Origin of the sequence: Methylorubrum salsuginis, from assembly GCF_900114375.1 — a bacterium.
Taxonomy (GTDB): Bacteria; Pseudomonadota; Alphaproteobacteria; order Rhizobiales; family Beijerinckiaceae; genus Methylobacterium; species Methylobacterium salsuginis.
This window is the reverse complement of the sequence record NZ_FOSV01000009.1, coordinates 83522-101809: the sequence shown is the minus strand read 5'-3', so window position 1 is coordinate 101809 and position 18288 is coordinate 83522. Positions and strand designations below refer to the sequence as shown.

Annotated in this window: 18 protein-coding genes; 10 read left to right on the top strand and 8 right to left on the bottom strand. The window is 69.6% G+C overall.

Annotated elements, in window-relative coordinates:
* Window positions 1-25: 25 nt before the first annotated feature.
* Both BM140_RS12580 and BM140_RS12575 read left to right on the top strand, forming a co-directional pair.
* Window positions 26-742, top strand: a complete 717-nt coding sequence (locus BM140_RS12580; RefSeq protein ID WP_091946403.1) for a DUF4142 domain-containing protein — start codon at window positions 26-28, stop codon at window positions 740-742.
* A gap of 538 nt (window positions 743-1280) precedes the next feature.
* Window positions 1281-1772, top strand: coding sequence for a DUF3280 domain-containing protein (locus BM140_RS12575; RefSeq protein ID WP_091946400.1), 492 nt, complete (start codon window positions 1281-1283; stop codon window positions 1770-1772).
* A 220-nt stretch (window positions 1773-1992) separates the two neighbouring features.
* On the opposite strand, the gene BM140_RS12570 is transcribed toward BM140_RS12575, so the two are convergent.
* The 7 genes from BM140_RS12570 to BM140_RS12540 all read right to left on the bottom strand — a co-directional run bounded on the left by BM140_RS12570 (window position 1993) and on the right by BM140_RS12540 (window position 9620).
* Window positions 1993-3168 carry a Hint domain-containing protein gene (locus tag BM140_RS12570; protein WP_425287060.1) on the bottom strand — a complete coding sequence of 392 codons (1176 nt, stop codon included), beginning with the start codon at window positions 3166-3168 and terminating at the stop codon, window positions 1993-1995.
* Between the two features lie 1043 nt (window positions 3169-4211).
* Window positions 4212-5552, bottom strand: coding sequence for a Tol-Pal system beta propeller repeat protein TolB (tolB, locus tag BM140_RS12565; protein WP_091946394.1), 1341 nt, complete (start codon window positions 5550-5552; stop codon window positions 4212-4214).
* A gap of 60 nt (window positions 5553-5612) precedes the next feature.
* Entirely contained in the window at window positions 5613-6968 is a 1356-nt protein-coding gene (gene tolA, locus BM140_RS12560; RefSeq protein ID WP_091946392.1) for a cell envelope integrity protein TolA, read from the bottom strand.
* 16 nt (window positions 6969-6984) lie between these two features.
* Window positions 6985-7431, bottom strand: a complete 447-nt coding sequence (locus BM140_RS12555; protein WP_091946389.1) for an ExbD/TolR family protein — start codon at window positions 7429-7431, stop codon at window positions 6985-6987.
* 25 nt (window positions 7432-7456) lie between these two features.
* Window positions 7457-8173 (bottom strand): protein TolQ, encoded by a 717-nt coding sequence (tolQ, locus tag BM140_RS12550; RefSeq protein ID WP_091946386.1) that lies wholly within the window; start codon window positions 8171-8173, stop codon window positions 7457-7459.
* A 175-nt stretch (window positions 8174-8348) separates the two neighbouring features.
* The gene (gene ybgC, locus BM140_RS12545; protein WP_091946603.1) at window positions 8349-8795 is read right to left on the bottom strand and encodes a tol-pal system-associated acyl-CoA thioesterase; all 447 of its coding nucleotides are present in this window, start codon (window positions 8793-8795) and stop codon (window positions 8349-8351) included.
* 189 nt (window positions 8796-8984) lie between these two features.
* Window positions 8985-9620 carry a glutathione S-transferase family protein gene (locus tag BM140_RS12540; RefSeq protein ID WP_091946383.1) on the bottom strand — a complete coding sequence of 212 codons (636 nt, stop codon included), beginning with the start codon at window positions 9618-9620 and terminating at the stop codon, window positions 8985-8987.
* Between the two features lie 229 nt (window positions 9621-9849).
* Between BM140_RS12540 and BM140_RS12535 the strand changes: the two genes are divergently transcribed.
* From BM140_RS12535 to BM140_RS12500, 8 genes are all read left to right on the top strand, one after another.
* Window positions 9850-10134 carry a hypothetical protein gene (locus BM140_RS12535; RefSeq protein WP_091946380.1) on the top strand — a complete coding sequence of 95 codons (285 nt, stop codon included), beginning with the start codon at window positions 9850-9852 and terminating at the stop codon, window positions 10132-10134.
* 86 nt (window positions 10135-10220) lie between these two features.
* Entirely contained in the window at window positions 10221-10655 is a 435-nt protein-coding gene (locus tag BM140_RS12530; protein WP_091946376.1) for a DUF4345 domain-containing protein, read from the top strand.
* Entirely contained in the window at window positions 10652-12688 is a 2037-nt protein-coding gene (locus tag BM140_RS12525) for an FUSC family protein (RefSeq protein ID WP_091946373.1), read from the top strand. The genes BM140_RS12530 and BM140_RS12525 overlap by 4 nt, the downstream gene beginning before the upstream one ends.
* Before the next feature lie 10 nt (window positions 12689-12698).
* The gene (locus BM140_RS12520; protein ID WP_091946370.1) at window positions 12699-12893 is read left to right on the top strand and encodes a DUF1656 domain-containing protein; all 195 of its coding nucleotides are present in this window, start codon (window positions 12699-12701) and stop codon (window positions 12891-12893) included.
* 68 nt (window positions 12894-12961) lie between these two features.
* A complete protein-coding gene (locus BM140_RS12515) occupies window positions 12962-13984 on the top strand; it encodes an efflux RND transporter periplasmic adaptor subunit (RefSeq protein WP_091946600.1) in 1023 nt (340 codons plus the stop codon).
* A gap of 186 nt (window positions 13985-14170) precedes the next feature.
* Entirely contained in the window at window positions 14171-15889 is a 1719-nt protein-coding gene (locus tag BM140_RS12510; RefSeq protein WP_091946367.1) for a methyl-accepting chemotaxis protein, read from the top strand.
* A 251-nt stretch (window positions 15890-16140) separates the two neighbouring features.
* Entirely contained in the window at window positions 16141-17040 is a 900-nt protein-coding gene (locus BM140_RS12505) for an outer membrane protein (protein ID WP_091946598.1), read from the top strand.
* A 29-nt stretch (window positions 17041-17069) separates the two neighbouring features.
* On the top strand, window positions 17070-17303 hold the full coding sequence (locus BM140_RS12500) for a hypothetical protein (RefSeq protein WP_091946364.1): 234 nt from the start codon (window positions 17070-17072) through the stop codon (window positions 17301-17303).
* A gap of 195 nt (window positions 17304-17498) precedes the next feature.
* On the opposite strand, the gene BM140_RS12495 is transcribed toward BM140_RS12500, so the two are convergent.
* The gene (locus BM140_RS12495) at window positions 17499-18047 is read right to left on the bottom strand and encodes an HNH endonuclease (RefSeq protein WP_091946596.1); all 549 of its coding nucleotides are present in this window, start codon (window positions 18045-18047) and stop codon (window positions 17499-17501) included.
* Window positions 18048-18288 lie beyond the last annotated feature (241 nt).

The window sequence follows — 18288 nt, the reverse complement described above, 5'->3', positions numbered from 1 at the left end:
AGAATCTTCGAAGGAAGAATCCGCCATGAAGTCGACCGTGCTCGCCGCCCTCGGCCTGTCCGTCGCCGCCCTCGCGACGCCCGCCCTGGCCCAGGACGCCCTGCCGCTGCGCATCGGCGCCGACGCGCCGATCGGGGCCGCCGCCACCTCGACCCCGGATTTCCGCGCCGAGGCCCTGCGCTCGGACGCCGCCAGCATCGAGGCGAGCCGCATCGCCCTTGAGCGGTCCCGCAACCCGCGCGTGCGCAACTACGCCAACCGGGTGCTGACCGAGCGTGAGGCCACCACCAAGGCGCTGCTGCCGCAGGGCACCTCGCTCTCGGTCACCGGCCGCGTCGTCCCGGACAACCAGGGCATCCAGACCCGCCTCGACAACCCGGTCGGCCTCGTCCTCGCCCCGGTGACCCTGGCGGCCAACATCGGCACCGGCATCGTCGGCGGCGTGCTCGGCGGCGTCGGCCTCGTGGACAACAGCCCGGCCGAGCCCGGCCGCCGCGTGGCGTTGGGCCCGAACGGCCAGAACCGCCTGGAGCGCCTGCGCGCCGCCCGCACTGCCCGCGAGTTCGACCGCACCTACGTCGATCAGCAGGCCCGTTCGGACGCCCGGACGCTCGCCCTCTACCAGACCTACGCCCGCAACGGCGACAGCGCCGCCGGCCGCACCTTCGCCAACGAGGCGCTGCCCTACATCGCCGACGAGCACGCCCAGTCGGCCAGCCTGGCCGGCCGCATCGGCGGCTGATTTTTCGACATATGCACGATGGCAGGGCCGCCCCTCGGGGCGGCCTTCGCCGTTTTCGCCGCTCTCCGATGCGGGTTCGCGCCGCCCTCCTTCGTCAGGGGGGCGGCGCCCGGAAGGCGGGGCCGGCTTTTGAAAAAGCCGATGCCGCACAAGAACAGCGCGGCTCGTCCGCCCATCGGCCGATCGCGGTGAGGATTCCGGGGGTGTCGCGGTGAACCCGCTTTTCTCGGCGCGAGCCCGCCAACGATCGGGCCTCATGGATGCCGGGGTGGGTGTCGGCCGAGCAGATGGACCGGACACGGCCCGACGACACCGGGCGAAGCTGACGGGCCGGCGGCTCCGCGGAGGGGATTTCGCATCGCGCCGGCCCGCCGGCCTGCCCCGCCTTCGGGGGAAAGGAGCGGGGTCAGGCGGAAAGCTTGCCCCGCGATTGATGCTGGTTTGTGTCCGGCCGACCGGCTTTTGAGCAAAGCCGCGTGATCGCGGGTTGCCTCCCACACATCGTCCCAGGCGCGGGCGATTCCGGGAGGTTATTGTCATGCACGCCCTGTCGTTGTCGGCCGCCGGTCTGGCCGCCCTGCTGGTCGCCGGGTCTGCCCAGGCCGAGCCCGAGAAGGCCGCGGTGTTCGATTTCCAGTTCGCCCACGGCGCGCCGACGGCACCGACCGACGAGGATCGCGCCCGCCTGCGCCGCACCAGCGAGACGTTCCGTAGGTTACTGACTGAAAGCGGCCGCTACATCCCGGTCTCGACCGATCCGGTCCGCGAGGAGGTGGAGAAGAGTTCGGACTTACGTGCCTGCAACGGCTGCGCCGACGATTTCGCGAAGACCCTCGGCGCCGACACGGCGATCACCGGCGAAGTCCAGAAGGTGTCGAACCTGATCCTCAACATCAACGTCTACGTGAAACCGCTCAAGGACGGCGCCCCCGAGCAGGCCTACAGCGTCGATCTGCGCGGCAACACCGACGAATCCTTCGATCGCGGTATCCGCTACCTCGTGAAGAATCGCATGCCGGCAGGGCGGTGAGCCGAGCCGAAGCGGGACGCGACCGCGGAACATCGGTGAACGACCGAACGAAGGACGGCCCGGCCGGGGCTGGGCCGCCCTTGTCGGTCGGATCGATGCGAGAGGCGGTGGGCCTCATACCCAATCCGGTTGATCCCTTCGGGATGGCGGATTTGGGCTTCGCTCAAGGGCCGCGCGGGCTTGCCGATACGATCCCCGCTCGAAGCAAGGGGGGATCGTATCAGGCCTTTCGGCGCTCCACCGGGCGGGCTGCGCCGGCCGTCTCATCCGGTGCGATCCACCGCGGCAGCGCCGGCCCGGCCAGCGTGACCCGCAGGAAAAACGAGCCCTTGCAGCCGGCCCAGAGGTCGGCGGGCAGCACCGCGGAACCGTCGGTCCAGCGCGCGCCGTCATCCACCGCATGAAAGCCGTCACCGAGGCGGGCGTCGTCGAGGGCGACGGTGCGCGCGCCGGTCAGGCCGTCGTCGATCGTCAGCGCCACCAGCGGGACACCGAGAGGCCGGTCGTCGCTCGAACCCGGCAGGACATGCGCCGGCACGCTGGTGGCAGAGACGAGGCGCACGGCGCGGGCGTCGGCCGGGACGACGAAGCGGGCGGTCAGGCCCTCCGCGTCGGGGCGAAGCACGCGCCCGTCCGCGACCGCCCGGAGGCCCGCGAACGCGTCTTCCACCTTGCGCCAGCCGAGCGCCTCGGCACGATCCCGCAGCCGTGCGCGCACCAGATCGACCACCGGACCCTCCTCGTGGAACGGACGGCAGAACGGCAGGGAGCCGCCCGTCCGGGCGTCGGGTCCGGCGAGGAGGTCGAGGATGCCGGAATTGGCGAAGAAGCCGCGGTTGCCGCACGCGAGATAGCTTTCGGCGGCCAAGCCGTCAGCGATGAGGATGTCGTGGCTTTCGAGTTCGACGTGCCAGTAGCTGACCGTGTCCACGTCCACCTGGGTGATTGTGGAGCCGTTGATCAGGCGGCAGGCCGGGATCAGCACCTCGCCCACCAGATCGACGGCGATCGCGTGGGCCGGCGACACGAGGAGGTCGCGGAGCGGACGCCCCTCGCCGAAGGCGCCCGCAGCGATGCGCACCGGCATCACGTCCTTGCGGCCCCGGCAGGCGATCGTGCGGTGGCCGATCCATTGGATCGGGCGGGCTTCACCGGAGGTCGTCACGGCGCGTTCGCCGACCGAGAGGGTCTCGACCGGCACATCGCCGTCGAGCGTACGGATCAACGTACCGGCAGCGTAGCAGATGGGCGTTGAAGTGTCAGTGGCAGTGTATGTGCCGCTTGTATCTTCCGTATTCGTGATGAGGTAGTAGCTTCCGCTGGCATCCGATGCAATGAACCCGTCCCCAGAAGAAGCTCTCCCAATGTAGGTTGCATCTATATCTTGACCAGGCACGGTTATTCTAAATGTATCCCCACTCACATCCCCGAGAACAGCACGATCGTCACCCTGCGGGCCGGAATTATCGAATACCGTAGGAGAGTCATCATAGACCGCAAAAGCCGAATACTGACTTCCCGACTGCTGAAGCACATAGAGATATGTATAGTTTTTAGATATTACAGCGACCATTAAATCCCCCCGTCGCAAGATTACGTTAGATGGCCGGCAATCCATCCACGCGAGTTGTAATAAATGTCGGATCACACCCTGATTGCAATGGGTCTATCGAACCGTGTCCGTCATCATCGAATTGATAAATGAAACGGCCTAGAATTGTTGTTGCAAATATGTCGCAATAATTTTTATCCATCACCGGATCCAGCAGTCGATCGACATTGGATCTAGTGCAATAATAAGAGCCGCTATTCCCATGCTCACGGGCCGGCCGACCGGGCGCCGAGGTCCGGGTCCAGGCTGCGCCGCACTTCGCCCCAGCCGGCAACGGGAGCGGTCGCGCTCGCGGATAGGGTTTGGTGAAGATTCGACACGGCCCCGAAAAATCGTGACCGGCAACTCATTGCCGGCTCACGGGTTTTGCCCTCAACCACCATGCGCGACGAAATCTTAAGAGCGTGGCCGCGGCTTTCCGTCTTGACGCGGCAGCGATACAGTCGCAACCTCCTCAAGTGCTTCGCGACAGCAAGCACATCGGCCAGGAAACGGCGTTGTCCGCACGCGGTTGCTTGGCGAAAGCTGGAGGAGACCGGGATGACTCCACCGCAGCAGGAAGCCGCAACGAAGGCCCGGGATTGAGTTCGGTCCCGGACTGAGCGGCCCCATACGAGCACCGGACGGAAGCGACTCCCTAGGGGCGCAGAAGCGGCCGACACGGCACGTCTTCGAACACGCACCAGCCCCACCTGTGGAGCGCTTCCGCCGCGGTTCGTTTCAGGATCGGATCAGTCACCCGCCGTGCCGGCCCGAGGGGCTCGCGCGGCTCTCGTCATGCCGATGCGCCGGCCACGCCGCTCGGGCGTGACCGGTCGGCGCGGTGCCTACCGCCCCGCCAGCAGCGGCGACCAGGTCGGGTCGGAGGCGAAGCTCGGGGTCGGGACCGGCTGTTCGACCTTGCCGGTGATGTCGACCATGTAGAGCTTGCCGCCGCCCTGGCCGCCGGGATCGCGGAAGAACATCACGTACTGGCCGTTGGGCGCAAACGTCGGGCTCTCGTTGTGGAAGCCCTCGGTCAGCACCCGCTCGCCCGACCCGTCGGGCCGCATCACGCAGATGGCGAAACCGCCCTTGCGCTGGCGGGTGAAGGCGATGAGGTCGCCCTTCGGCGACCAGGCCGGCTGCGAGGCCGAGCCCTCGCCGAAGGAGACGCGGCGCGGGTTCGAGCCGTCGGCACCCATCACGTAGATCTGCTGCGAGCCGCCGCGATCCGATTCGAACACGATCTGGCTGCCGTCCGGCGAGTAGGTCGGCGAGGTGTCGATGGCCAGTCCCTGTGTGATCGGGGTCTGGGCCTTGGAGGCGATGTCGACGCTGACGATGTCGGCGTTGCCGCCCTGCTGCACGCTCATCACGAGGCGCCGCCCGTCGGGCGAGAAGCGGGGGCTCGCGCTCATGGAGGCGAAGTTGCCCACTGTCTGGCGCTGGCCGGTCTCGAGGTCGATCATCTGGACCTTGGGCTGCTGGCCGGTCGCCTGGGTCATGAAGGCGATGTCCTGGCCGGCGGGCGAGTAGCGCGGCGCCACCACGGTCACGTCGCCGCCGCCGGTCAGCGCGCGGACATTGGCGCCGTCCTGATCCATCACCATCAGACGCTTGCGGCGGTGCTCCTTCGGGCCCGATTCGTCGACGAAGGCGACGCGGCTGTCGAACCAGGGGCCGAGGCCGGTAATCTTGGTGTAGACCGCGTCCGACACGAGGTGGCCGGTGCGGCGCGCGTTGGCGACGTCGGTGCCGTATTGCTGGCCGGCCATCTGCTGGCCCGAGCCCACGTCCCACAGCCGGAACGCGACAGTGAGGCGCCCCGCGGCGTCGCGCCCGACCCGGCCGGTGACCAGCGCCTGCACGCCGGTGCCCTTCCAGGCCTCGAAATTCGGCGCGGCATCGAAGCTGGGGGATTCGGGGAAGCGCGCCTTCTCCAGCGGCGTGAAGTACCCCGAGCGGCGCAGGTTGTTGGTGATCACGCTCGCCACCAGGGTGCCGAGGCTCGCGTCACCCGAGAAATCCGCGATGGCGATCGGCATCGGCTGGAACGCGCCGCTGCCGATGCGCAGCTGCAGCTGCGCCTGAGCGGGCGTGGCGGCGGGCAGCGCCAGGGCGAGGACCCCGAGGGCGGCCGAGAGCGCCGGCAGGAGGGCGCGCCGGGTGAAGGCTGATCCAGGCATGGGAAGTCGTCCGATGGAGGAGCTTGGAAAACGGGGGGCGCTGCCGAGGGAGCGGGCCGGTCAGACCGGCGAGAACTCGAACTCGGCGTTGATGGCTTTCCAGTCGTTGTAATACGGCGCGTACTGGGCCGGGATCTTGTAGGGCGCGCAGCGCCGCACGGCGCGCAACGCGGCCTGGGCGATCGATTGATCGACCGAGTTCTGGCCCGAGCGCATCACCCGCGGCTCGGTGGTGAGCGAGCCGTCGGGATTGAGGCGGATGTCGAGCATCGGCAGCACCACCCCCTGCGTCGCGCCGGGCGGGGCCGAGTAGCACCGCTCGATCTGCTGCTGCAGCATCCCGACCAGCGCGTCGCGCAAGGATGGCGACAGCTTCTGCGCGTTGCCGCTGGCCGCGCCCAGGGACGCCGTGCGCTGCACCTCGCGGCCGGTCGAGCCGGTCGATTGCGAGGCGGCGTGGGACGCCAGCGTCTGGCGGATGTCGCCCGCATTGAACTTTTCGGCGAGCGCGGCCTGCTGGCGCGCCTTGGCCTCGGCATCCGCCTTGGCCTTCGCATCGGCCATCGCCTTCGCCCTGGCTTTCGCAGCCGCCTCGGCCTTGGCCTTCGCGTCGGCTTCCGCCTTGGCGGCCGCGTCCGCCTTTGCCTTGGCGTCGGCGAGCTGCTTCTGATGCTCGACCTCGCGGGCTTTCGCTTCGGCCTCGGCTTTCGCCTCCGCGTCCGCCTTGGCCTTCGCCTCGGCTTTCGCTTTCGCGTCGGCCTTCGCCTTGGCTTCGGCTTTGGCCTTCGCCTCCGCTTTGGCGGCGGCCTCGGCTTCCGCCTGCTCGCGCTCGATCAGCTTCTGCAACTCCTCGCGCTTCTCGGCCTCGGCCTTGGCCGCAGCCTTGGCGGCTTCCGCCTTGGCGGCCGCGTCCGCCTTGGCGCGCGCCTCCGCCTTCGCCTTGGCGTCCGCCGCCTTGGCGGCCTCGGCCTTCGCGGCTTCGGCCTTGGCGGCTTCGGCCTTGGCGGCGGCTGCCTTCGCAGCAGCCGCTTCGGCTTCTTCCTTCACCGGGTCGGCGGTGTCGGAGCGCAGGGGCATCGCGTCGGCGGCGGCGACCTTCATGTCGGCGGTGCGGGTCGGTGCGGCGGGCGCGTCGGTCTTCGCGTTCTCCGGCTCGCGCTCCTCGATCTTCTCCGCGATGCGCTCGGCGCGGTTGGGGGTGTTCTCCGGCTTCTCCGCGTCGCGCTGGCCGCGCGTCATCTGCGAGAATTCCTGCTCGGTCAGCACCTCGACCGGCACGCCCTCCTGGGCGTTGGGCAGGGGCGGCGCCGCGACCGCGAACAGGGCCGCGCCCAGCACCGCGGCATGCGCGGCGCCCGAGATCCAGACGCCCGGTTCCCGGCGGTCGTACTGCTTGAAGGGCCAGCGCAGAGCCACGGGTCCGCGAACTCCCTTAATTGTCCGGCTCGGTGACGAGGGCGACCTTCTTGAAGCCGCCGCCGGTCACGATCGCCATCACCTGCGCGACGCGGCCGTAATCGACCCGCTTGTCGCCGCGCACGAAGACGCGGTCCTCGGTGCCGGACTTCGCGGTCTGCATCAGCTGGGGCACGATGTCGTCGTCGCGCAGCTCGCTCTCGCCGAGATAGACCTCGCCGGTGCGCCGGATCGACAGGGTGATCGGCTTCACGTCCGAATTGAGCGGGCTCGCCTTCGATTGCGGCAGGTCGAGGGGCACGCCGACCGTCATCATCGGGGCGGCCACCATGAACACGATCAGGAGCACCAGCACGACGTCGATGAACGGCGTCATGTTGATCTCGTTGATGGCGCCGTGCCCGCGCCGCCCGCGGCGCCGCCGCTTGCCGCCGCCCTGTGCCGCGCCGTGCGTCATGCCCATGATGTTCGCTCCGGTGCGGACGGGATCAGGCGGCGACCGAGAGCCGCTCGTCGATCTGGCGCGAGAGGATCGCCGAGAACTCGTCGGCAAACCCTTCGAGCCGCGACTGCGACTTGGCGACGGTGGCCTGGAGCTTGTTGTAGGCGAGCACCGCGGGAATCGCCGCGAACAGGCCGATGGCGGTGGCGAACAGGGCCTCCGCGATGCCCGGCGCCACGACGGCGAGCGAGGTGTTCTTGGAAGCCGCGATCGAAGTGAAGGCGGTCATGATGCCCCAGACCGTGCCGAACAGGCCGATATACGGGCCGGCCGAACCGATCGAGGCCAGGAACAGAAGCCGGGAATCCAGCCGCTCGACCTCGCGCTGGATCGTCACGTCGAGCACCTTGTCGATGCGCTGCGACAGCGAGTGGATCTGCCGGCCCGAGCCCTCGAACGAGCGCTTCCACTCGCGCATGGCGGCGACGAACAGCGCGCCGAGGCCCGTCGGCTGGCGGTCGTTGAACGAGCGGTAGAGCTCTTCCAGCGAGCGGCCGGACCAGAACGCCTCCTCGAAGGCGTCCATCTCGGCCTCGGTGCGGCGGAACAGCAGCGTCTTGTCGACGATGATCGACCAGCACCAGATCGAGGCGCCGAGCAGCCCGACCATCACGATCTTGACGACGAAGTGCGCCTGCCAGAACAGGCCGAACAGGCTCATGTCCACGACGGGGGCGGCCTGCATGGCGTCGGCTGGAGTCATCGAACGATCCCTCGCGTCGTCAGGGCCGCGCTGGCGCGCGCCGGACTGCCCGACCGATCCGTGGAGTGATGGGCTTTGAGATCACTCGCGAATCTGTCGAAAGTAAGGGTCGGTTCGCGCCCTTTCGGGGCACGGCACCGCCCTCATCCGAGGGTCGTTTCAACACCCGTCAGGGTTAAGGAACGGTTGCGATGCTGCGGTGCGTTCGCGACAACGCCGCCCGCAGGCCCTCCGGCAGACGGATCGCCCGGCCGTCGCGCACGCAGGCGACGACGACCTCGGCCCGCACAAGGGTCTCGTCCCCGCGCCGCACTTCCTGCGCGAGATGCATGGAGGCCCCGCGCAGCTCGCTCGACCACGTCACCACGTCGATCAGGTCGTCCATCCGGGCGGGCTTGAGATAGTCGAGGCTCATCTTGCGCACGACGAAGACGATCCCGGCGCCCTCCGCATGCATCTCCGACTGATCGCCAGCCAAGCCGCGCAGGAGTTCGGTGCGGCCCCGCTCCATGAAGCGCAGGTAGCTCGCGTGGTAGACGAAGCCCGAGAAGTCGGTGTCCTCGTAGTAGACGCGCAGCGGCAAGCGGTGGGCGCCGTCCGCGAAGATGCCGTCGAGGGTCATGGTCACGCGCTGGAATGCTTCGATCCGGGGGCGTTGCCGCGAGCGGAGCGTTCGGCCCTCGTTCCGAGCCGGATCGCCCCGCCCGAGCGCCCCAGCGCCTTAGCACCCTTCGGCGGCGCAGGGCACTCTCCGCTACGCCCGCCCCGTCGCGGACGGAGGCATGTCCGAGGCAGGCGGAAGGCGGCCGGATCAGATCGCCGAAAACCCGCGCTGCACCGCCGGACGGGCCAGCAGCGCGTCGCGCCAGCGGCGGACGTTGGGCAGGGCATCGAGCGCCACGCCCTGCTTCTCGTGGAACTTCACCCAGGTCAGGCAGGCGATGTCGGCGATCGAGTAGGCGTCGGCGAGATGGTCGCGGCCCGCCAGGCGCCGGTCGAGCACGCCGTAGAGGCGCTTGGATTCCTCAGTGTAGCGCTCGACCGCGTAGGGAATCTTCTCCTGCGCGTAGATGCGGAAATGGTGGGCCTGCCCCAGCATCGGCCCGAGGCCGCCGACCTGCCAGAACAGCCACTCGTCGACCGCCACGCGGGCGCGCTCGTCCGCCGGATAGAGGCAGCCGGTCTTGCGCCCGAGATATTGCAGGATCGCGCCCGATTCGAAGACCGAGATCGGCCGCCCGTCCGGCCCGTCGGGATCGACGATCGCCGGGATCTTGTTGTTGGGCGAGATCGCTAGGAAGTCCGGCGCCATCTGCTCGCCCTTGCCGATGTTGACCGGCACGATGCGGTAGGGGAGGCCGCATTCCTCCAGCATGATCGGGATCTTCCACCCGTTCGGGGTGCTCCAGGTATGGACCTCGATCGGCTGGCCCGTCGTCACCGCCATGCTGGCATCCCGGATTGAAGGCGCCCTCCCAAGCGCGGGGACGCATCCGAGGACGTAGCGCGGTTCGGGCCGGGGGCTCAAGCGCCCTGCCGCCCCTGGGCCACGCTCGGCGCGAAAAGGTTCGCCGTGCGCAAGCCTGGCGGGCGCTTGCTCTTTGATCCCGGATACGGCTCAGATGCGACCCACGGGCGGCTCATTGTGCCGGCCCGGACCACCGGAGTTGCCCCCGATGCTCTCTCGTCTCCTCGCCGCCTTCGCTCTCGCGGCGCCGCTCCTGCTGACGCCTGCTTTGTCCCAGGCCGCACCCGCCGCACCCGCAGCACCAGCCGCCAAGGATGCACCGAAGGAGACGGCAAAGGAGCCGAGCGTCGCGCAATCGGCCGCCCGCGAGCGGCAGAAGAAGTGCGGCGCCGAGTGGCGTGCGCTGACCGCCGCCGAGAAGACCGCGCAGGGTCCGAAGTGGCCGCAATATTACAGCAAGTGCGTCAAGCGCCTGAAGGAGAAGAAGGCCTGACGGCCGCGCGCGGCGCCCCTGCGTGAACCGGACGCGATCGGCACGGGTTGGGAGCCGGTTCGATCCAGATCGGGAGCCCAGCCGGGATGCAGCGTGAACGCCGATACCTTCAGCGGACGGTGGCGCTCGTCGCCTTCCTGCCGGTGGCGGCCGGGCTCTACGGCGTGCTGACCGGCATCGACGGCATCGGCACCAATCCGACGGTGAACGTCTCGGCGGACAGCCATTTCCGCTACCTCTCGGGGCTGCAGACCGGCATCGGCCTTCTGTTCCTCACCTGCGTGCCGGGGATCGAGGGCAAGGCCACCCTGTTCCGGTTCCTGACGCTGGTCGTCGTCCTCGGCGGGCTGGCCCGCCTGCTCGGGCTGGCGTTGACCGGCGTGCCCTCGCTCACGATGCTGGTGGCCCTCGTGCTCGAACTCGGGCTCGCGCCGCTGCTCTGTCTGTGGCAGGCGCGGGTGGCGAACCGCGCCCGCGACGCTCTCCGAGACGGCGCTCCCTTGCCCGAGCCGGTGCGATGAACGGCGCGGAGGCCGACGCGCAGGGGTTCGGTGCGCGCCTCCTCGACGCCCTCGACCGCTGGGTGCCCAAGCCGGCGGCCTGGGCCTTCGCCTTGCGTATCTGGCTCGCCATGGTGCTGGCGCTCTACGCCGCCTTCTGGCTCCAGCTCGACAGCGCCTCCTCGGCGGCCGTCGGCGTCGCGATCCTGGCCCAGCCCAAGCGCGGACAGGCGCTCTCGAAGGCGCTCTACCGCTTCCTCGGCACGCTCGTCGGCGGCGCGGTCGCCATCGTCCTGATGTCGCTGTTCGCGCAGGACCGGGTGCTGCTGCTCGTCGGCTTCACGGTGTGGCTGGGACTGTGCGTCTTCGTCGCGCAGTTCCTGCAGGACACGCGGGCCTACGGGGCGATGCTGTCGGGCTACACGGTCGCGATCATCGCGGTCGCCCATATCGACGCGCCGCAGACCACCTTCGATGCCGCGGTCGGGCGCATCGCGGCGATCGCGGTGGCCATCGTGACGATCACCTTCATCAACGACGCGCTGGCTTCACCCAGCACGTGGCAGAGCCTGCGCCCCCGCCTCGCGGATGCCTTCGCCGCCGCCAAAGCCTTCGCCCGCGAGGCGCTGACGCGGGGCGATCCCGGCCCGGAGCGGACGGCGGCGCTTATCCGAAAAATCGCGCCGATGCGGGCGGATGCCGGCGCCATCGCCGGCGAACTCGACGACGGCGTGAACCGGGCCGCGGGCGCCCGCAGCGCCATCGCGGCGCTCTACGTGCTGGCCGCCGCCAGCCGCGCGCTGGCCGCCGCCATGGAGCGGCTGCCCCGACCCGACGCGCTCCTGCGCGAGGCCCACGCGCTCGCCCTGCGCTCGGTCTCAGAGGAACGCTCCGCCGAAGATCTGGCGCGCGACGGCGCCCGCCTGCGCGATCTCGTGGACGAGGGCCTGAAGGACGGGACGCGTCCCGTCGACGAGGTGATGGCGCTCCAGCGCGCGCTGGACGTCGCCAACGCCGCGACCTTCGCTGAGGACGGGCTGCGCGCGCTCGGCGACGGGCACAAACCCTTGCGCGACATGGCGCTGCCGACGCATCGCGACTTTCAGGTGGCGTTGCGCGCCGCCCTCCGGGTCGCCATCGCCTTCGGGCTGACCGCGTTGTTCTTCGTGCTGGCCGGCCTGCCGCAGACCTCCTTCGCCCTCGTGCAGGTAGCCTCGACCTGCGCGCTCTCCTCGGTGACGCCGGACCCCAAAAAGTTCGCGCGCGGGGTGCTGATCGGCATGCCGCTCGCCGCGCTCTCAGCCGGTATCATCCTGTTCGTGGTGCTGAACGGCAATCAGGGTTTCCCGTTGCTCGCCATCGCCATGGCGCCGGTGGTGTTCCTGGCCTGCTTCCTGTCGCTCAACCCGCCGACCTTCACGGTGGGCTTCATCACCCTGGTCTTCACGCCCGTCCTGATCTCGCCGGAGAATCCGCAGAGCTACGACCCGCAGACCTTCCTGATGAATGCGCTGCTGGTGGTGATCGCGGCCGTGATCCTGTTCCTGACGGTGCGGCTCGTCCTGCCGATCTCGCCCTCGCAGCACCGGGCCTTCGCCCTCGACGAGGCGCGGCGCGACCTCGCGGAGGCGCTTGCCGGGGAGGGGGGGGACGCCACCACCCGCACCAGCCTGAACGCCGACCGGCTGTTCCAGTTCTCCGCGTGGAACTCAGGCAGCGGGGCGGTGCGGCGCGCCAGCCTGCACCATGCCTTCGCCCTCGCCCAGTTGGAGGCGGCGGCGGCCCGCGCCCATGCGCAACTCCGACAATTGCGACCCTTCGGCCATCTGACCGGGCGGATCGGGCAGGCCCGCGAAGCACTCGCCGCCGGCCGCTGCGACGCCCTCGACCGGGCCGCCGCCGACCTGATCCGGGCCGCGGGCGGGGAGGGGCGCCCGGAGGAGCGCGACTTGCGCCTGATGCTGGCCCGCGCCGCGACCGATCTGGCGACGGCCTCGCGCGTTATCCGGCGGCACGGTCGCTTCTTCCGGCGCCTGTCCCTCCCGAGCGCGTAAGGGAACGGGAATGCGCCACGACATCACCCTCGGCGGGGTCCTGATCTCGCCCTTCGTCCTCGACGCGGCTGTCGCCTTCGCGATCCTCGTCGCTTTGCGTATCCTGTTCCGCTGGATCCGGCTCGGCCGCTTCGTGGCGAATCCGCCGCTGGCCGAGGCCGGGATCTATATCTGCGTCCTCGCCCTTGTCGTGGTGCTGCTGTGAAGACCGACGATGCCGCCCGCCGCGACGCCGCGCGCGAGGCGCCGCAAGAAGCGCCGCAAGGAGCGCCGCTGGAGGCTCCCGAGGACGAGCCGCGCGAAGCCGCCCGCTCGGCGAAGACACCGCGGGCCGGGCGGCGGCTGCGCTTCGGCAAGGCCCTGCGGCTCGCCGCCACCGCCCTCATCCTCGTCCTGGCCGCGCTCGCCGCCACGATCGTCTGGCAATTCTACGTGACCGCCCCCTGGACACGCGACGGGCGGGTGCGGGTGCAGGTCGCCAACATCGCCCCGCAGGTCTCGGGCTCGATCGTCGCCCTGAAGGTCGAGGACAATCAGGAGGTCAAGGTCGGCGACGTGCTCTACGTCATCGATCCGTTCGACTTCGAGGTCGCGGTGACCTCGGCGGAAGCCGAGATGAAGAACCGCGAGGCCGACCTTCAGGTCAAGCAGGCGCAGGCGGCGCGGCGCGCCGCCCTCTCCACCGTCTCGACCTCGGTCGAGGAGAAGCAGCAATATGCCGGCACCGCCAAGATCGCGGAGGCCGCGCTCGACACGGCCAAGGCCCAACTCGCCCAGGCGAAGAAGAATCTGGAACGCACCCAGGTCCGCTCGACGGTGAACGGGCGTGTCACGAACCTGCTGCTGCGGGTCGGCGACTTCGCCTCCACCGGCACCGCCAACATGCGGGTGATCGACACCGATTCCTTCTGGATCGACGGCTACTTCGAGGAGACGAAGATGGCCCATATCCGCGTCGGCGCCGCCGCCGAGGTGGCCCTGATGGGCTATGGCAACCCGCTCCACGGCACGGTCGAGAGCCTGACGCTCGGCATCTCCACCGCCAACGCCGCGCCGAGCACGCAGGGGCTGCCGAACGTCGATCCGGTCTATACCTGGGTGCGTCTGGCCCAGCGCGTACCGGTGCGCATCCGCATCGAGCGCGTGCCCCCGGAGGTGACGCTGGTGGCCGGCATGACGGCGACCGTGGTGATCGAGGACGGCGCGGGCCAGCGCCCGGCATGGGCCGAGGCGTTGCGCCGGTGGGTACTGGGTTCGCCCCAAGGCAACGGGGAGGCGGCACGGGCGCCGCGCTGATCCGGCCACCCCTGAAATACAACGGCCGCTCTTTCGGGCGAATTGCCTCGTTCGACTGCATTTCTCTTCCGCAGATGCGCAAATTGGCATCTTCTTTGGATCGAAAGACTGTCGTTATCTGAAAATTAACGCTGGCTGCGTTTCATCGGCGGCCGGGGCAAGGGTCGCCCCGGCGAGGTCGGCCGGATGCAGAGCGAGGACACCGGAGCGGGTGCAGGCGCGGCGTTCGAGGGCGTCGGCACCCTCCTGCGCCACGCGCTCCGCGCGAGCGGGCAGGCCGGGGACTTCACCCGCGAGATCCGCCGCCAGACCCTGGGGGTCGATGCCTCGCTCGCCGCCACCCGCGGCAGCGTCGGGCGCGACACCGCGACCGTCACCGCCGAGCGCCTGCGCGGCGAGCTGACCGGCGCGGTGGCCGAGGCGATGAACACGGTCACCGCAGAGATCGGCCGCATCGGCGCGCGCATCGACGCCAAGGCGAACGAGGCCGCCCGCGTCGCCACCGCCATCGACCGCATCGGCGCGACGATCCGCATGCTCTCGCTCAACGCCACCATCGAGGCCGCCCGCGCGGGCGAGCACGGGCGCGGCTTCGCCGTGGTTGCGGCGGAAGTGCGGGAACTGGCCGACCAGACCCGCGAGAGCGCCCGCCAAGTGGCGGTGGCCATCGACTTCTCCGACGTGCGCGCCGAGCTACAGGCGCTGCGCACCTCCACCGACCGGGCGCTCGACGATCTCGGCCAGGCCGTGCGCGCCACCGCGGACCGGATCGAGGCGCTGCTCGGCGGCGTCGGAGGCGAACTCGCCGCGATCAGCGCCAGCAACGCCTCGATCGGCGAGGCGCTCGGCGCGATGCAGAGTTCGATCGAGCGCGCCGAGACCAAGGCGCGCCGGGCGCTGGACCTCTCGCTGGAGGGCCTGGAGGCCGCCCGCGGCGGCCCCGCCCCGGACGTGACCCGCCACGGCCTCGCCCACCACGCGCCCGGCTTCGACCGGCTCGACGCGGTGCGCGCCCGCGGGCGGCTGCGGGTCGCGATCGAGCCGTCGTTCAAGGGCCTGTCGTTCCGCCAGCGGCAGGGCGGGCCGCTGGTCGGCCTCGACGTCGAGTACGTCCAGGCCTTCGCCCGCCATCTCGGGGTCGAGGCCGAATTCGTCGAATGCCCCTGGGACCTCTGCACCGAACTCTTGGAAGCGGGTGCGGGCCCGAATCAGGCGCCTGCCGACATCGTCTGGTCGGCGCTGCCGCCGAGCGAGGCGTTCTCGGGCGTCGCCTACTCGCGCGCCTACACCTACCTGCACTACGTGCTGGCGCGGCGCGCGGGCGACACCCGCATCCGGGGCCTCGCCGATCTGGAGGGCCGCACGCTCGGCGTCATCAACGATCCGAGCGCCTACGCCACCCTGACGAACGCCGGCATCCGCTGGGGCGACAATCTTTCTGCCAAGGGCCGCAAGGTCGCGACTTTGGGCAGCCTCGTGCCGATGACCGACCAGGGCCGCATCCACGACGCGCTGGCCGACGGCATCGTCGATGCCTTCGCGGTCGATGCCCCGATCATGCACTGGGCCTGCACCAGCCCGGACAGCCCATGGCGCGGGCGCATCGAGATCCTGCCCGGCAACATCGCCCCGGCGCCGTGGTTCTACGCCGCGGCGGTGGCCGACCACCCGTCCTCCTGCCGCTTGCTGATGGCGGTGGACGCCTTCCTCGATCGCTTCCTGGCAAGCCCCGAGCGCGCGGCGATCGAGCGCCGCTGGCAGGGCGCGCCGGTGTCGGGGACCGGCAGCTACCGCGACGAGCCGGGCGGGCTGCGCGGCGCCGCCGAACTCGCCGCCGCCTACCGCGCCGCGACCGGTCGCGACCCGGCGCCGATGGCCGGGGAGGGGGCGCGGCAGGCGGCGTAGCGACGGTTCGGCCACACGGCGGATCGGGCCGATCTTTTCCTGCGCAACCGCCTTCCTCCTTGCCCGGCGCGCAGGGCGAGGAGGAAGGCGGCGCGACGACGCGATCGAAGGAAGACGCTGCCGCCCCTCATCCACGGCCGTCCGGGACGCGATCCTCAAGCCTTCCGGAACAGAAAATTAAGGTTACCGAAGTAACACGGCAGGGTCAGTCCAGCGCAGCGTTCGGCTCCGGTGGCTTGAGGACGATGACGATGCGTATCGCGACCCTGGGCCTTCTGGCTGTTCTTGCGTCGGCCTCCGCTGCCGCCGCCGCCGACCTCGATTACGGCTATCTGCGCGGCGCCGAGGACGACTACGCCCCCGCCCCGGTGATCGATTGGAGCGGGTTCTATGTCGGCGGGCATGGCGGGTATTCGTCGGCGGGCCTGGGCTTCGGCAACTCGTTCCAGCCGATCGTCGCCAACGCCCTGCGCCACACCGCGGCCGAGAACGAGATGCAGGCCTCGTCCTTTCTCGCCACACAGTCGAAGCACGTGAACGCAACCACCTTCGGCGCCCTCGTGGGCTACAACGTCCAGTTCGACGATGTCGTCTTCGGCATCGAAGCCGACTACACCTATTTCGGGAAATCAGCGTCGAGCTTCGACTCGATCGGCCGCATCAGCAACACCAGCGACGGCTACCTGACGGGGGTCGCGCTCGCGGGCGAGGCCCGAACCGAGATCAAGGATTACGGCTCGATCCGCGGCCGGCTCGGTTACGCCTTCGGACCGCTGCTGCCTTACGTCACCGGCGGCGTCGCGGTCGGCCGCGCCACGGTGAGCGATACGGTGTCGATCCAGAATTACGGCTACGACAGGGCCACCTACATCTCGAATCTGGGATCGGCCAATCCGGCTGTGGTCAACCATTTCGGCTACGCCTCCTTCGACGAGAAAAATCCGGGTACCGGCGTTGTGGCGCCGGGCACGGTGTACGGAAGTACCAAGAGGGTGACGGTCGGAGGCGTCGCGCTCGGCGCAGGCCTGGAATTCGCGCTCACCTCGAACATCCTGCTGCGCGGCGAGTATCAGTACGTGCTGTTCAACGACTTCAAGGGCCACAGCGCCGAGATCAACACCGTCCGCGGCGGCGCCGCGGTGAAGTTCTGACGCGTCGAAGCGAGCCTCAAGGCAATCCCATGCGGCATCCGCTCCCGATCCTCGCAGCCATCGCCGGCCTGTTCGCCCAAGCCGCGGTGGCCCAACCGCTGCCGCCGGAGGTGCCCTATCGCGATCCACGCCCGCGCTTTCGCCTGCCGCCGCCCGCCCCCGTGCTCCGGGCGCCGCCGGTCGTCAGCTACACCGTACAGGGCTACCAGCCGCGCGCGACCAACCAGCCGATCTACAACGAGCCGCCGCAGCCGTTGCGCTGAGCGCCCGGGACAATTCCCCGATCGAACCACCTTATCCTATCGAACCACCTCATCCCAAAGTGCTGCGAAGCAGCCTCGAAGGCGGGATCCAGGGATCGCTGAGCGACTTCCGGAGCCCTCCTTCGAGGATCCGCTGCGCTCCGCACCTCAGGATGAGGGGTTTGGGCGGGAGGGGCGGGTCTGGAAAAAAAAGAATCAGTTCTCCAGTTCGCTGTCCCAGTACAGGTAGTCGAGCCAGGTGTGGTGATATTGCCGGTGGTCGAATTCCGGCTGGCGGTGGTGCAGCTCGTAGCGGGTCGGGCGGTGCGGCTCGTTGAGGAGCGGCATCTCGGCCTCAGCCGGGGTGCGGTTGGCCTTGCGCAGGTTGCACGGGGAGCAGGCGGCGACGACGTTCTCCCAGGTCGAGAGGCCGCCGCGGGAGCGCGGCACCACGTGGTCGAAGGTCAGGCCGCCGGAGGGCAGGCGCAGGCCGCAATACTGGCAGCTGAACGTGTCGCGCAGGTAGATGTTGTAGCGGGTGAAGGCGGGGCTGCGGGCCAAGGCCACGTAGCTCTTGAGGGCCACCACGCTCGGCACCTTGAGGGACCGGCTCGGGCTGTGTGCCTCGACGTCGTAATTGGCCACCAGCGTCACCCGGTCGAGGAACAGGGCCGTGAAGGCGTCCTTCCATGACCACAACGACAGCGGATTGTAGGAGAGCGGCCGGTAATCCGCGTTGAGGACCAGGGTCTGTAGATCGATCATCGACGCCACTCGCTGCTCGCGGCGGCGCCCGGTGGCGCCGCGGCCTCGGCCGAAGGAAAACCGGAAGGCCCATGCCGCACCCGCCATGGCGGAAGCCCGGATCCCGACGGGGTCGGAACCGGGCGCACGGCATCCTGATAGGGGGTATCCTGACGGCGACGCTTCTCCCGTCCGGCGGAACGTGCCGGCTCGGTCCCAAGCGTGGCGGGGCGGACGATCAGCGCCGCCTCCTCGCTGCGTG

Bases quoted from the DNA above. Each gene is read 5' to 3' on its own strand.
- BM140_RS12530 (WP_091946376.1), top strand. From the start codon at position 10,221: ATGCAGCGTGAACGCCGATACCTTCAGCGGACGGTGGCGCTCGTCGCC.
- ybgC (WP_091946603.1), bottom strand. From the start codon at position 8,795: ATGACCCTCGACGGCATCTTCGCGGACGGCGCCCACCGCTTGCCGCTG.
- BM140_RS12580 (WP_091946403.1), top strand. From the start codon at position 26: ATGAAGTCGACCGTGCTCGCCGCCCTCGGCCTGTCCGTCGCCGCCCTC.
- BM140_RS12535 (WP_091946380.1), top strand. From the start codon at position 9,850: ATGCTCTCTCGTCTCCTCGCCGCCTTCGCTCTCGCGGCGCCGCTCCTG.
- BM140_RS12495 (WP_091946596.1), bottom strand. From the start codon at position 18,047: ATGATCGATCTACAGACCCTGGTCCTCAACGCGGATTACCGGCCGCTC.
- BM140_RS12540 (WP_091946383.1), bottom strand. From the start codon at position 9,620: ATGGCGGTGACGACGGGCCAGCCGATCGAGGTCCATACCTGGAGCACC.
- BM140_RS12525 (WP_091946373.1), top strand. From the start codon at position 10,652: ATGAACGGCGCGGAGGCCGACGCGCAGGGGTTCGGTGCGCGCCTCCTC.
- BM140_RS12575 (WP_091946400.1), top strand. From the start codon at position 1,281: ATGCACGCCCTGTCGTTGTCGGCCGCCGGTCTGGCCGCCCTGCTGGTC.
- BM140_RS12505 (WP_091946598.1), top strand. From the start codon at position 16,141: ATGCGTATCGCGACCCTGGGCCTTCTGGCTGTTCTTGCGTCGGCCTCC.
- tolB (WP_091946394.1), bottom strand. From the start codon at position 5,552: ATGCCTGGATCAGCCTTCACCCGGCGCGCCCTCCTGCCGGCGCTCTCG.
- BM140_RS12520 (WP_091946370.1), top strand. From the start codon at position 12,699: ATGCGCCACGACATCACCCTCGGCGGGGTCCTGATCTCGCCCTTCGTC.
- BM140_RS12510 (WP_091946367.1), top strand. From the start codon at position 14,171: ATGCAGAGCGAGGACACCGGAGCGGGTGCAGGCGCGGCGTTCGAGGGC.
- BM140_RS12555 (WP_091946389.1), bottom strand. From the start codon at position 7,431: ATGGGCATGACGCACGGCGCGGCACAGGGCGGCGGCAAGCGGCGGCGC.
- BM140_RS12500 (WP_091946364.1), top strand. From the start codon at position 17,070: ATGCGGCATCCGCTCCCGATCCTCGCAGCCATCGCCGGCCTGTTCGCC.
- tolQ (WP_091946386.1), bottom strand. From the start codon at position 8,173: ATGACTCCAGCCGACGCCATGCAGGCCGCCCCCGTCGTGGACATGAGC.